Consider the following 13,436-nt stretch of genomic DNA (forward strand, 5'->3'; position numbering starts at 1 on the left):
GCGGCGACGGCTCCCGCGCCGTGTCACCGCGCGGACGGGGCTCACGGGGCTCACGGGGCTTCCCCCAGCAGCTCGGCCGGCAGGACGCGACGTGCCCCGGTCACCTCGATCCCGAGCAGCTGTCCGCCCTCGTCCAGGTCGAGGACGACCTCGGCGTCCTCCGCGATCCCCTCGACGGGGACCTGCCGGACGGCGGCGCCGTCCGGGATCCGGGCGAGGAGGGAGACGTAGGCGGTGTCGTTCTCCCGGTCGTACGCGATGTGCATGGTCCGGCTCCCCCGTGATCGGTTCTCGCCAGCGGCCCGCGGGGACGACGTCGCCCGCCGGCCCGCGTGCGGGCGGTTCAGGCCAGCCACTGTTCGTAGGCCAGGTTCGCCACCAGGGCGAAGACGACCGTGAGCAGGACGACGCGGACGAAGCCGCTGCCCTTCTTCAGGGCCGTGTGGGCGCCGAGCGTGCCGCCCGCCAGGTTGAACACCGCCATGAGGGCCGCCAGCTGCCACAGCACGGCGCCCTGCCAGGCGAAGGTCGCGAGGGCGCCGGCGTTGGTGCAGCAGTTGACGATCTTGGCGGTGGCGGAGGCGGTGACCAGGTCGAGGTGGAGCAGGGCGGTGAGCGCGAGGACGAGGAACGTGCCGGTGCCGGGGCCGATGAGGCCGTCGTAGAAGCCGATGCCGAGGCCGGCCAGGCCGATCGCGGCGAGGATCTGGCGGCGGGTGGCGGGGCCGGTGGCGGGGGCCGCGCCGAAGGCGGGGCGCAGGATCACGAAGGCGGCCACGGCGAGCAGCACCACCATGATCACCGGTTTGAGGACCTCGGTGCTCATCCCGGCCGCGAAGAACGCCCCGGCCGACGATCCGGCGAGGGCGGCCAGGCCGATGCGCACGGCGGTCCGCACGTCGACCGGTGCCTTGCGGGCGTAGGTCACCGCGGCGCCGGTCGTGCCTACGATCGCGACCGCCTTGTTGGTGCCCAGGGCGTGCGCGGCCGGGGTGCCGGCGGGCAGGCCGAGCAGCAGGGCCGGCAGGAGCAGCAGCCCGCCTCCGCCGACGACGGCGTCGATCCAGCCGGCGGCGAGGGCGGCCAGACAGAGCAGGACGACCGTGGTCAGCGAGATGTCGGGCATGGTCATGACCCTAGGGACGGGGTAGATGCTGCGTCCATCAAGATGAGCGTTTGTTGAGGTTGCCGCCCGGGTCGGCTTCCTCACACCCCTCGCGCTCCCCCGCTGAGGGCAGCGTTCCGCGCGGGAAACAGGGGGGATGCCGACGGGTAACACCCGCACCGCACGCTCGGGGACATGACCTCGAACGAGCGTGTGGTGGTGATCGGCTCCGGCCTCGCGGGCGTACGGCTCGCCCGGCGGCTCGGCGAGCTCGGCACGCCCGTGACGCTGATCGGCGAGGAGGAGCACCAGCCGTACAACAGGGTGCTGCTCGCCGAGGTGCTGGCCGGGCGCTACAGCCCCGAGGTGATCGCCCTCCCGGCGCCCGCCCGGCTCATCCGGGCCCGGGTCACCGGCATCGACCGCGCGGCCCGCACCGTCGCCTGCGCGGACGGTTCGGTGACCGGGTACGGCCGGCTGGTCCTCGCCACCGGCTCCAACCCGGTGCTCCCCCCGCTGCGCGGACTGTTCACCGCCGACCACGAGCTGCCCGAGGGCGTACACGCCTTCCGCACCATGGACGACTGCCTGGGGCTGGACAAGGCGGTGCGGCCCGGGGTGCGGGCGGTGGTGATCGGCGGCGGACTGCTCGGCGTCTCCGCGGCCCGCGCGCTCGCGGTGCGCGGCGCGCAGGTCGTGCTCGCCCAGCAGTCCGAGCGGCTCATGGAGCGCCAGCTCGACCCGGCCGCGTCCGCGCTCGTGCGACGCCATCTGACCGGCCTCGGGGTGGAGGTGCACACCGAGTGCCGGGTGCGGGACGTGCGCTGCGCCGGCGGCGCGGTCCGCTCGGTGGAGCTGGCCGACGGGTACGCCCTCGACGCCGACCTCGTGGTCCTGGCGTGCGGGGTGCACCCGCGCACCGGGCTCGCGCAGGCGGCGGGCCTCACCGTCGGCAAGGGGGTCGTCGTCGACGACGAGCTGCGCACCTCCGACCCGTACGTCCACGCCATCGGCGACTGCGCCCAGCACGCCGGCACGGTGTACGGGCTCGCCGCCCCGGCCCTCGAACAGGCCGACGCGCTCGCCGCGCTGCTCGCCGGGGACACCACCGCCCGGTACACCGGCACCCGTTCCCTGACCCGGCTCACCCTCGCCGGCCGTCCCGGCTCCTTCGACCTCGCCGCGTTCGGCGAGACCGAGGCGCTGCCGGGCGACGACGTCGTGCAGCTCACCGACGCCACCCGCGGCACCTACCGCAAGGTCGTCGTCCGGGACGACCGCCTGGTCGGCGGGGTCCTGGTCGGCGAACTCGGCACCGTCGGCGCCCTCGCGCGCGCCTGGGAGGGAGCAGAGCCGCTCCCGACCGCCGGCCGGCCCCTGCTCCACCTGCTCACCAACGACGGAGGCTCCTGATGTCCACGGACACACCGACCATCGTGCTCATCGGCCACGGCATGGTCGGCCAGCGTTTTCTGGAGGCGCTCGCCGAGCGCGGCCTCACGGCCACGCACCGGGTGGTCGTGCTGTGCGAGGAGCCGCGTCCGGCGTACGACCGCGTGCAGCTCACCTCGTACTTCTCCGGGAGGACGCCCGGGGACCTGTCCCTGACGGACCCGGCGTTCATCGAGGCGCACGGCATCGACCTGCGCGTCGGCGACCCGGCGCTGGCCGTCGACCGCGAGGCGCGCCGGGTGACCGCCCGCTCGGGTCTGGTCGTGGACTACGACGTGCTGGTCCTGGCCACCGGCTCCTACCCGTTCGTGCCGCCGGTGCCGAACAAGGACGCCGAGGGCTGCTTCGTCTACCGCACGATCGAGGACCTGCTGGCGATCGAGGAGTACGCGAAGAACTCCACGACCGGCGCGGTGGTCGGCGGCGGACTGCTCGGCCTGGAGGCGGCGGGTGCGCTGAAGGGGCTCGGGCTGACCTCCCACATCGTGGAGTTCGCGCCGCGGCTGATGCCGGTGCAGGTCGACGAGGGCGGTGGCGCGGCCCTGCTGCGCACCATCGAGGAGATGGGTCTGTCCGTGCACACGGGCGTCGGCACGCAGGAGATCGTGGTCGGTGAGGACGGCGCGGTCACCGGCATGCGGCTCTCCGACGGGTCCGAACTCGCCACCGACCTGGTGGTGTTCTCCGCCGGTGTCCGCCCCCGCGACCAGCTCGCCCGGGACTGCGGACTCGACGTCGGCGAGCGCGGCGGCATCACGGTCGACGAGCAGTGCCGCACGGTCACCGACCCGCGCGTGTTCGCGATCGGCGAGTGCGCGCTGGCCGCCGACGGGCGGGTGTACGGGCTGGTCGCGCCCGGCTACGAGCAGGCGGAGACGGTGGCGGCGACCCTCGCCGCGGACGAGTCGGCGTTCACCGGCGCGGACCTGTCCACCAAGCTGAAGCTGCTCGGCGTGGACGTGGCGTCCTTCGGCGACGCGCACGGCACCGCGGAGGACTGCCTCGACGTCGTCTACTCCGACTCCCGGGCGGGCCTGTACAAGAAGCTGGTCATCGGCCGGGACGGCACGCTGCTCGGCGGCATCCTGGTCGGCGACGCGGAGGCGTACGGCACGCTGAAGGCGTTCACCGGCTCGGTGCCGCCGGTCTCCCCCGAGTCGCTGGTGCTGCCGGCCGGTGCCGGGGCGCCCGTCCAGCTCGGGCCGTCCGCCCTGCCGGACGACGCGATCATCTGCTCCTGCAACAACGTCCGCAAGGGCACCATCCGCGAGGCGGTCACCGAGCACCGGTGCACCACCGTGCCCGAGGTGAAGAAGTGCACCAAGGCCGGCACGACGTGCGGCAGTTGCGTCAAGGTGCTGGGCCAGCTCGTCAACGCCGAGCTGGAGGCGAGCGGCGTCGAGGTCGACAAGGGACTGTGCGCCTGCTTCTCCCAGACCCGGGAGGAGCTGTACGAGATCGTCCTCGCGCTGCGCGTCACCTCCTTCCGGGACCTGCTCGACCGGCACGGCCGGGAGGGCGCCCGGGGCGGTGACGGCTGCGAGGTCTGCAAACCGGCGGTCGGCTCGATCATCGCCTCCCTCGCCCCGACGATCGGCGCGAGCACGCACGTCCTCGACGGCGAGCAGGCGGCCCTGCAGGACACCAACGACCACTTCCTCGCCAACCTCCAGAAGAACGGCTCGTACTCGGTCGTGCCCCGCATCCCCGGCGGGGAGATCGCCCCGGAGAAGCTGATCGTGATCGGCGAGATCGCCCGCGACTTCGGCCTCTACACGAAGATCACCGGCGGCCAGCGGATCGACATGTTCGGCGCCCGCGTGGAGCAGCTGCCGCTGATCTGGGCCCGGCTGGTGGACGCCGGCTTCGAGTCCGGGCACGCCTACGGCAAGTCGCTGCGCACGGTGAAGTCCTGTGTGGGCCAGACCTGGTGCCGCTACGGCGTCCAGGACTCCGTGCGCATGGCGATCGACCTGGAGCTGCGCTACCGGGGACTGCGCTCCCCGCACAAGCTGAAGTCGGCGGTCTCCGGCTGCCAGCGCGAGTGCGCGGAGGCCCAGTCGAAGGACTTCGGCGTCATCGCCACCGCGAACGGCTGGAACCTCTACGTCGGCGGCAACGGGGGCGCCACCCCGCGCCACGCGGACCTGCTCGCGCAGGACCTCTCCGACGCCGAACTGGTGCGCCTGATCGACCGGTTCCTGATGTTCTACATCCGCACCGCCGACCGTCTGGAGCGCACCAGCGTCTGGCTGGACCGGATCCCCGGCGGCCTGGACCACGTCCGGGACGTCGTGGTGCACGACTCCCTCGGCATCTGCGACGAGCTGGAGGCCCTGATGGCCGCCCATGTCGCCCACTACCGCGACGAGTGGGCCGAGACCATCAACGACCCCGGGAAGCTGGCCCGGTTCGTGTCCTTCGTCAACGCGCCCGACACCCCCGACCCGGTGGTCGCCTTCGTTCCCGAGCGCGACCAGATGAAGCCCGACCTGCCGCTGCTGTCCATCGGCCTGCGACCCGCCGACGACGTCCTGGAAGGAACCGCCACGCGATGACCCTGACACTGGAGACCACCGATCTGAAGGTCCGGATCCGCCTGACGGACGACTGGTTCACCGTCTGCGACCTGAGCGCGCTGCTGCCGGGCCGCGGGGTGGCGGCCCTCCTCCCCGACGGCCGCCAGGCCGCCGTGTTCGCCGACCGTTCGGGCCGGCTCTACGCCATCGACAACCGCGACCCGTTCACCGGCGCGGCGGTCCTCTCCCGGGGGCTGACCGGCACCCACCGGGGCCGCCCGTTCGTCGCCTCCCCGCTGCTCAAGCAGCGCTTCGACCTGGAGTCGGGCCGCTGCCTGGACGACGAGGCGGTGCGGGTGACGGCGTACGAGGTGAAGGCGGCCTGAGGGAACGGCCGCTGTCGGCCTCCTGTCAGGTCCGTGCCGTGCCGGCAGCCCCGGACGACGTTCACGGCGGTGGCGGTACCGCTGCGGGCGCCGCCGTCTCCCTGGTGTGCGCCTGCTCGCGGGACGGTCATCTGCCGGTACACCCCCGTCCACGGGGCGTCCACTCCGTGCCCCTAGGTTCGCTGCTCGCACGGCCCCCGCCGCCGGCCGGCGGCGGGACGGTCACGGCACCCCTTGGAGCGACAGTGGAACGTCGTAGCTTCCTTCGTGCGACCGCCGTCGGCGGTACCGCCGCCGCGCTCGGCGGAACCCTGTGGCGGGGTGCGGCGCACGCCGCCCCCGCCCAGCCCGGCACCGGCCCCTACGGCCCGCTCGGCGCGGCGGACGCCCAGGGCATCGCACTGCCGGCGGGCTTCACCAGCCGGGTCGTCGCCCGTTCCGGGCGGACGGTCACCGGCACCTCGTACACCTGGCACAACGCCCCTGACGGCGGCGCCTGTTACGCCGACGGACCGGGCTGGATCTACGTGTCCAACTCGGAGATCAACCCCTCGGGCGGCGCGAGCGCGCTGAAGTTCTCCGCGACCGGGGCGATCACCGGCGCCTACCGCATCCTGTCCGGCACGCGGCAGAACTGCGCGGGCGGGAAGACGCCGTGGAACACCTGGCTCTCCTGCGAGGAAGTGGACCGGGGGTACGTCTTCGAGACCGACCCCTGGGGTGCGAAGGCGGCCGTCCGCCGCGACGCCATGGGCCGCTTCAAGCACGAGGCGGCAGCCGCCGACCCCGTGCGCGGGGTGATCTACCTGACCGAGGACGTCTCGGACGGCTGCTTCTACCGCTTCAGGCCCGGCACCTGGGGCGATCTGTCGTCGGGCACCCTGGAGGTCCTGATCGGCGGCAGCGGCACCAGCGGCCCGGTGAGCTGGGCGCGGGTCCCCGACCCCTCCGGCGCCACCGCCACCCGCAACCAGGTCTCCGGTGCCAAGCGCTTCAACGGCGGCGAGGGCTGCCACTACGCGGACGGCACCTGCTGGTTCACCACCAAGGGCGACAACCGGGTCTGGCAGTACGACGCGTCCGCCCAGACCATCGAACTCGCCTACGACGACTCCCTGGTGACGGGCGGCTCCGCTCCGCTGACCGGGGTGGACAACGTCACCGGTTCCTCCTCGGGCGACCTGTTCGTGGCCGAGGACGGGGGCACCATGGAGATCTGCGTCATCACGCCCGACGACGTGGTGGCCCCGTTCCTCCGGGTCAGCGGCCAGTCGGCCTCCGAGATCACCGGCCCGGCCTTCTCCCCGGACGGCACCCGCCTGTACTTCTCCAGCCAGCGCGGCACGAGCGGAAGTTCGTCCGGCGGCATCACGTACGAGGTGAAGGGCCCCTTCCGGACCTGACGCGAAGTCCGTGGCGGAGAGCCACGGTCTCGTGACGTAACGTTCACATCACAGGTTCTTCATATCTCCCAGCCGCCACGAGCACCCCAGTAGCTTCGGCAGCCTCGTACCGAGAACACGCATACGCCCGATCTGGGGGGCTCCTCACCATGAATCCGTTCCGTACCTCCGCCGCCGCGCTCCTCGCCGCCCTCGCGGTGGCCGCCGTACCGGCCACCGCCGTGGCGCACGACGGCGACCACCCGTTCAAGAACTGCACCGAGGCGTACGAGAACGGGTACAAGAACATCGCCAAGGGCGACGACCACTACGGCAAGCACCTCGACCGCGACAACGACGGCGTCGGCTGCGACCAGCCGCCCGCGGACTTCGTGCCCCACGAGGAGACCGGCACGGACTCCGGGGACGACAGCACCGACGGCACCGGCGACACCGGCAGCAAGGAGCAGAGCGGCGGCGGCACCGACCTCGCCGAGACCGGCGGCAGCGACACCACCCCCTACATCGCGGCGGGCGGCGGGGCCGTGGTCCTGCTGGGCGGCGGCCTGATGATCGCGGCCCGCAAGCGGCGCGACAACCGCTGACCTTCCTGGGCGCGGGGAGCCGACCCGCCGGCCGGCCCCCCGCGGCTCACAGGGACAGCAGCAGCGAGTCGGTCCTGCCCTTCCGGCGGCGCACGTGCCCGCGCCAGCCGGCCAGCACCGCCATCAGCGTCCACGCCACGAGTCCGGCACCCAGCCCGCCGAGCCGTCCGGTGGCGTCCACCTCGTCCGCCTGCTCCATGGGGACCACGCCCTCCGGGTCACGGATGACGTCGAGCCGTTCGCCCACCTCCGGGGCCCAGGCGGAGCCGTTGTAGGTCAGCCGCTCCGTCAGCTCCGCACCGTCCGCCGTGCGCAGCGTGTACCGGTGGTTGTCGCCGCCCGTGCTAGCCGCCTCGTCGGCGACGATCACCACGCTCTCGCGCACCCCGCGCACCTCCAGTGCCAGTTCGGGGGCGTACTGGACGGCCCCGACCAGGATGAACAGGCCCGGAACCGCGGACAGCAGCGCGATCCACGCCGCCCGGTGCAGCAGCATGAGCGCGACGACGAACGCCAGGCACAGCACGACGCCCACCGAGATGGGCACCCATGTCCAGCGGAGTGCCAGGTAGGACGCGAGGGCGGTGAGCATCGCGGCCAGCCATCCGCAGGCCGCCACACCGAGGGTGCGCCGCACGGACTGCCACGGGTCGACGGCGTACCCGCCCATGCTGCTCAGCGGTCTGATGGTGCTCCTGCGCATGCGGATCGGCACTGCGTCCCCCCGTGGTGTGGCCTGCGCGGCTCGGTGGATCTCCCTCCGGCGGACCCTACACAGACGAGAGAGCGGCACCCCCGCACGGGTGCCGCTCTCTCCTTTCGTGATCCGGAGCCGTCGCCGATCGGTGAGGGTGGTCGGGTGACAGACGACGGCTCCGGGGTTCAGCGGTGGTCGCTGCCCGTGGAGGTGACCGCCGCGCGGCCGGCCTCCAGCCGGGCGACCGGGATGCGGAACGGTGAGCAGGAGACGTAGTCCAGGCCGACCTCGTGGAAGAAGTGGACGGACTCCGGGTCGCCGCCGTGCTCGCCGCAGACGCCGAGCTTGAGGTCGGGGCGGGTCTCGCGGCCGGCCTTGGCGGCCAGCTTCACCAGGGAGCCGACGCCGTCCTTGTCGATCGTCTCGAACGGCGACACCCCGAAGATGCCCTTCTCCAGGTACGCGGTGAAGAAGCTGGCCTCCACGTCGTCCCGGGAGAAGCCCCACACCGTCTGGGTGAGGTCGTTCGTGCCGAAGGAGAAGAACTCCGCCGCCTCCGCGATCTGACCGGCGGTCAGCGCGGCCCGCGGGAGCTCGATCATCGTGCCGATGGAGAGCTTGAGCGAGGTGCCGGTGGCCTCCTCGACCTCGGCGATGACCTGGTCGGCCTCCTCGCGGACGATCTCCAGCTCCTGGACCGTGCCGACCAGCGGGATCATGATCTCCGCGCGCGGGTCGCCCTTGGCGGTCCTGCGCTCGGCGGCGGCCTCCGCGATGGCCCGTACCTGCATGGTGAACAGGCCGGGGATGACCAGGCCGAGGCGGACACCGCGCAGACCCAGCATCGGGTTCTGCTCGTGCAGCCGGTGCACGGCCTGGAGCAGGCGCAGTTCGTTCTCGTGCGGCTCCTGCCGGGACTCGGCGAGGGCGACGCGGACCGACAGTTCGGTGATGTCGGGCAGGAACTCGTGCAGCGGCGGGTCGAGCAGGCGGACGGTGACGGGGAGCCCGTCCATCGCCTCGAACAGCTCGACGAAGTCCCGCTTCTGCAGCGGCAGCAGCGCCTTCAGCGACTCCTCGCGCTCGGCCTCGGTGTCGGCCAGGATCAGCCGCTCGACGAGTTCGCGCCGGTCGCCGAGGAACATGTGCTCGGTGCGGCACAGGCCGATGCCCTGGGCGCCGAAGCGGCGGGCGCGCAGCGCGTCCTCGGCGTTGTCGGCGTTGGCGCGCACGCGCAGCCGGCGCTTGCGGTCGGCGAAGGCCATCATCCGGTGCACGGCCTCGACGAGCTCGTCGGCGTCGTCGGCGCCCGGGTGCATGCGGCCCTCGAAGTACTCGACGACCGGCGAGGGCACGACGGGGACCTCACCGAGGTACACCTTGCCGGAGGAGCCGTCGATGGAGACGACGTCGCCCTCCTCCACCACGTGCCCGCCCGGGACGGTCATCCGGCGGCGCTTGGTGTCGACCTCGAGTTCCTCGGCGCCGCAGACGCAGGTCTTGCCCATGCCGCGGGCGACGACGGCCGCGTGGGAGGTCTTGCCGCCGCGCGAGGTGAGGATGCCCTCGGCCGCGATCATGCCGTCCAGGTCGTCGGGGTTGGTCTCGCGGCGGATCAGGATGACCTTCTCGCCGGAGCGGGACCACTTGACGGCGGTGTAGGAGTCGAAGACCGCCTTGCCGACCGCCGCGCCCGGGGAGGCGGCGATGCCGCGTCCGACCTGCTCGACCTTCGCGTCCTCGTCGAAGCGGGGGAACATCAGCTGGGCGAGCTGGGCGCCGTTGACCCGGCAGAGCGCCTCCGCCTCGTCGATCAGGCCCTGGTCGACGAGCTGGGTCGCGATGCGGAAGGCCGCGCCCGCGGTGCGCTTGCCGACGCGGGTCTGGAGCATCCACAGCTGGCCGCGCTCGATGGTGAACTCGATGTCGCAGAGATCCTTGTAGTGGTTCTCCAGGGTCTCCATGATCTGCATGAGCTGGTCGTACGACTTCTTGTCGATCGACTCCAGATCCGCGAGCGGCACGGTGTTGCGGATGCCCGCGACCACGTCCTCGCCCTGCGCGTTCTGCAGGTAGTCGCCGTAGACGCCCTGGTGGCCGGAGGCGGGGTCGCGGGTGAAGGCGACGCCGGTGCCGGAGTCGGGGCCGAGGTTGCCGAAGACCATGGAGCAGACGTTGACGGCGGTGCCGAGGTCGTGCGGGATGCGCTCCTGGCGGCGGTAGAGCTTGGCGCGGTCGCCGTTCCAGGAGTCGAAGACGGCCTTGATGGCGAGGTCCATCTGCTCGCGCGGGTCCTGCGGGAAGTCCCGGCCGCACTCGGTCTTGACGATCTTCTTGAACTTGGTGACGAGCTTCTTGAGGTCGGCGGCCTCCAGCTCGGTGTCGACGGTGACCTTCTTGGCCGCCTTCGCCGCGTCCAGCGCGTCCTCGAAGAGTTCGCCGTCGACGCCGAGGACGGTCTTGCCGAACATCTGGATGAGGCGCCGGTAGGAGTCCCAGGCGAACCGGTCGTCGCCGGCCTGCGCGGCCAGGCCCTGCACGGACTTGTCCGACAGGCCGATGTTCAGGACGGTGTCCATCATGCCCGGCATGGAGAACTTGGCGCCGGAGCGGACCGAGACGAGGAGGGGGTCGTCGGCCTGGCCGAGCTTCTTGCCCATCTTCGCTTCGAGGGCGTCGAGGTGCGCACTCACCTCGTCACGCAGTGCCGCCGGCTCCTCGCCACTGTCGAGGTAGGTCTTGCAGGCCTCGGTGGTGATGGTGAAGCCGGGCGGGACGGGAAGGCCCAGGTTGGTCATCTCGGCGAGGTTGGCGCCTTTGCCGCCGAGCAGGTCCTTGAGGTCCTTGTTGCCCTCGGTGAAGTCGTAGACGAACTTCACGCCCTCAACGCTCGCACCCGGCTGCGGTACGTGGGGATCTTTGTTTTCCGACACGGGTCTCGACTCCCTCGAGGACGCGGTGGCTGCCCTGACGGCGAGGAATGTACCCAGATCAAAGGCATCTGGGTACGTCCACTTGTGCGTCATGCGCCCGTAACCACTCGTGCGCCAGCGGATTGAAAGTCAAAGCTTGGCAAGCGCTCACCGCCGAGTGTTTTCACTTCTTGAACGCATCACCTCGCCAACCGGCCCCACCAGTGCTCATGTGAGCGGCTATGTCCACGTCTGATTTCGCTCGATGAACGATCACCGAGTGGCACTGAGTGCCATCCTTTGAGAAGTGCAACCGCTCAAGATCCGCTCATCTGAGCGCAACCCTTATCAAGGGTGGCGAGAATCACGCTGCCACACGGCGTGGGATTCCACCATGCGGACCGGCCCGGCGCACCCCGCCGCCCGGCCCCGGACGCGCGCTCCTCACCAGGAAATCCCCCGGTCAGGTGAACGCACCGGCCGGTCCGCCCGTACGGAACTGAGGCGGACCCGGACCCCCACGCCGGGTCCGCCTCCTCACCGGCCTCGGTACGGAAGGAACCTCCGGGTTGCCCGCCTTCACTCGTGTCCTCGCACGCCTGCGCGCCCTGCCACGCCCGCGCGTCCTCGCCCGCCTGCGGGCCGCACGCGACGCGCACCCCACCGCCGCCCGCGCCGTCCGGTGGGCCGTCCACGTCCTGGCCGCCGTGCTGGTGGTCGGCGCGCTCCTGATGCCCAACACGGCCCCCGCGGTGCGCGCCGACCGCTTCACCCGCATCCCCGCCGAGGCGATCGTCGGGGCCGTCCTGCTGCTCGCCCTGCCCCGCCGGCCGCGCATCGTCGTGGCCGCCCTCTACGGGGCGGGGATCGGCGTGCTGACCGTGCTCAACCTGCTGGACATCGGCTTCACCGAGTACCTGGGCCGCGGCTTCAACGTCGTGCTGGACTGGGGGCTGCTCGACGACGCCCAGTCGTACCTGAAGGACTCGATGGGCGCCACGGCGGCCGACGCCGCGGCCGTCGGCGCGGTCCTGCTCACCCTGCTCCTGGTGACCGTCATGGCGCTGGCCACCGTCCGGCTGGGCAACCTGCTGGCCCGGCACCGCGTCCGCGCCACCCGGGGCGCGCTGCTCGCGGGCACCGTGTGGATCACCTGCACCGCGCTCGGTGTGCAGGTCGCCGGGGTGCCGGTCGCCTCCGACCTGGCCTCGGAGGCGGTGAAGGCGCAGACCCGGCGCGTGGTGGACACCCTGCGCGACGAGGCCGCGTTCGCGAAGGAGTCCCGGGAGGACACCTTCGGCGCCACTCCCCCCGACCAGCTCGTCCCGGACCTGCGCGGCAAGGACGTCGTCTTCGCCTTCATCGAGAGCTACGGCCGCAGCGCCCTGGAGGACCCGCTCATCGCGCCCGGCGTCACCAGGACCGTCGACGCCCGCACCGCGGCGCTCACCAGGGCCGGCTACGGGGCGCGCAGCGGCTGGCTCACCTCGGCGACGTTCGGCGGCAGCAGCTGGCTCGGCCACTCCACGGCCCTGTCCGGCCTGTGGATCGACAACCAGCAGCGCTATCGGACGGTCACCAACGGCGACCACCTCACCCTCACCAAGGTCTTCCAGAAGTCCGGCGCCTGGGACACCGTCGGCGTCATGCCCGGCGTGCAGAAGGCCTGGCCGGAGGCCGAGTGGTACGGCCTCGACAAGGTCTACGACGCCTTCGACCTCGGCTACCGGGGGCCGAAGTTCAGCTGGTCGCCGATGCCGGACCAGTACGCCCTGGCGGCGTACGAGCGGCTGGAGCACGGCAGGGAGCGCGCCAGGCCGCTGATGTCGGAGATCATCCTCACCTCCAGCCACCAGCCGTGGGCGCCGCTGCCCGAGATGGTCGACTGGGACGGACTCGGCGACGGGTCGCGCTTCGACGCCGTCGCGAAGGCGGGGAAGAAGTCCGCCGACGTCATCGCCGACTCCACGGAGTCCCGGCGGGAGTACGGCAGGTCGATCGCGTACTCGGTCACCAGCCTCACCGAGTGGCTGGAGCGCTACGGCACCGACGACACGGTGCTCGTCTTCCTCGGCGACCACCAGCCCATCGCCCAGGTGAGCGGCGACGGGGCGAGCCGGGACGTGCCGGTGACCGTGGTCGCCAAGGACCCGGAGGTGCTGGAGAAGATCGACGGCTGGAACTGGACGGAGGGGCTGCGGCCGGCGAAGGACGCGCCCGTGTGGCGGATGGACGCCTTCCGCGACCGCTTCCTCACCGCCTACGGCTCCGTCCCGCACCCCACCCGGGACTGACCGGCCGCCCGGGGCGCCGGGTCGGCCGCCGGAGGTGCCGGTCGGTGCCGCCGGAGGCGCCGGGTCGGCAGCCTGAGGTGCCCG

At 72.1% G+C, this 13,436-nt stretch carries 10 protein-coding genes; 6 read left to right on the plus strand and 4 right to left on the minus strand.

The features are described 5' to 3' along the window. Positions 1–50: 50 nt before the first annotated feature. Positions 51–266 (minus strand): DUF2283 domain-containing protein, encoded by a 216-nt coding sequence (locus tag IE118_RS03370; RefSeq protein ID WP_189555707.1) that lies wholly within the window; start codon positions 264–266, stop codon positions 51–53. 77 nt (positions 267–343) lie between these two features. After that, positions 344–1,126, minus strand: coding sequence for a sulfite exporter TauE/SafE family protein (locus IE118_RS03375; protein WP_189555708.1), 783 nt, complete (start codon positions 1,124–1,126; stop codon positions 344–346). 174 nt (positions 1,127–1,300) lie between these two features. Here IE118_RS03375 and IE118_RS03380 point away from each other — a divergent pair, with 174 nt between their 5' ends. The 5 genes from IE118_RS03380 (at position 1,301) to IE118_RS03400 (ending at position 7,449) form a co-directional block, all read left to right on the plus strand. Continuing rightward, positions 1,301–2,518: an NAD(P)/FAD-dependent oxidoreductase gene (locus IE118_RS03380; protein WP_189555709.1), complete on the plus strand. Its 1,218-nt coding sequence runs from the start codon at positions 1,301–1,303 to the stop codon at positions 2,516–2,518. Then, positions 2,518–5,115: a nitrite reductase large subunit NirB gene (gene nirB / locus IE118_RS03385; RefSeq protein ID WP_189555710.1), complete on the plus strand. Its 2,598-nt coding sequence runs from the start codon at positions 2,518–2,520 to the stop codon at positions 5,113–5,115. Before IE118_RS03380 ends, nirB begins: the two co-directional genes overlap by 1 nt. Next, positions 5,112–5,462, plus strand: coding sequence for a nitrite reductase small subunit NirD (gene nirD / locus IE118_RS03390; RefSeq protein ID WP_189555711.1), 351 nt, complete (start codon positions 5,112–5,114; stop codon positions 5,460–5,462). Before nirB ends, nirD begins: the two co-directional genes overlap by 4 nt. A 245-nt stretch (positions 5,463–5,707) precedes the next feature. After that, positions 5,708–6,865, plus strand: a complete 1,158-nt coding sequence (locus IE118_RS03395) for an alkaline phosphatase PhoX (RefSeq protein ID WP_189555712.1) — start codon at positions 5,708–5,710, stop codon at positions 6,863–6,865. Positions 6,866–7,014: 149 nt separating this feature from the next. Next, positions 7,015–7,449 (plus strand): excalibur calcium-binding domain-containing protein, encoded by a 435-nt coding sequence (locus IE118_RS03400; protein ID WP_189555713.1) that lies wholly within the window; start codon positions 7,015–7,017, stop codon positions 7,447–7,449. 46 nt (positions 7,450–7,495) lie between these two features. Here IE118_RS03400 and IE118_RS03405 read toward each other — a convergent pair whose 3' ends face one another. Both IE118_RS03405 and ppdK read right to left on the minus strand, forming a co-directional pair. Then, positions 7,496–8,152, minus strand: a complete 657-nt coding sequence (locus IE118_RS03405; RefSeq protein ID WP_189555714.1) for a hypothetical protein — start codon at positions 8,150–8,152, stop codon at positions 7,496–7,498. A gap of 179 nt (positions 8,153–8,331) precedes the next feature. After that, positions 8,332–11,079, minus strand: a complete 2,748-nt coding sequence (gene ppdK / locus IE118_RS03410) for a pyruvate, phosphate dikinase (RefSeq protein WP_373298259.1) — start codon at positions 11,077–11,079, stop codon at positions 8,332–8,334. Between the two features lie 548 nt (positions 11,080–11,627). Between ppdK and IE118_RS03415 the strand changes: the two genes are divergently transcribed. Further along, positions 11,628–13,352 carry an alkaline phosphatase family protein gene (locus tag IE118_RS03415; RefSeq protein WP_189555716.1) on the plus strand — a complete coding sequence of 575 codons (1,725 nt, stop codon included), beginning with the start codon at positions 11,628–11,630 and terminating at the stop codon, positions 13,350–13,352. Positions 13,353–13,436 lie beyond the last annotated feature (84 nt).

The organism is Streptomyces pilosus, assembly GCF_014649835.1.
In the GTDB taxonomy this organism is placed as follows: Bacteria; Actinomycetota; Actinomycetes; order Streptomycetales; family Streptomycetaceae; genus Streptomyces; species Streptomyces pilosus.

Coding starts and splice junctions, on each gene's coding strand:
- IE118_RS03370 (WP_189555707.1), bottom strand. CDS start 266: ATGCACATCGCGTACGACCGGGAGAACGACACCGCCTACGTCTCCCTC.
- IE118_RS03375 (WP_189555708.1), bottom strand. CDS start 1,126: ATGCCCGACATCTCGCTGACCACGGTCGTCCTGCTCTGTCTGGCCGCC.
- IE118_RS03380 (WP_189555709.1), top strand. CDS start 1,301: ATGACCTCGAACGAGCGTGTGGTGGTGATCGGCTCCGGCCTCGCGGGC.
- nirB (WP_189555710.1), top strand. CDS start 2,518: ATGTCCACGGACACACCGACCATCGTGCTCATCGGCCACGGCATGGTC.
- nirD (WP_189555711.1), top strand. CDS start 5,112: ATGACCCTGACACTGGAGACCACCGATCTGAAGGTCCGGATCCGCCTG.
- IE118_RS03400 (WP_189555713.1), top strand. CDS start 7,015: ATGAATCCGTTCCGTACCTCCGCCGCCGCGCTCCTCGCCGCCCTCGCG.
- IE118_RS03405 (WP_189555714.1), bottom strand. CDS start 8,152: ATGCGCAGGAGCACCATCAGACCGCTGAGCAGCATGGGCGGGTACGCC.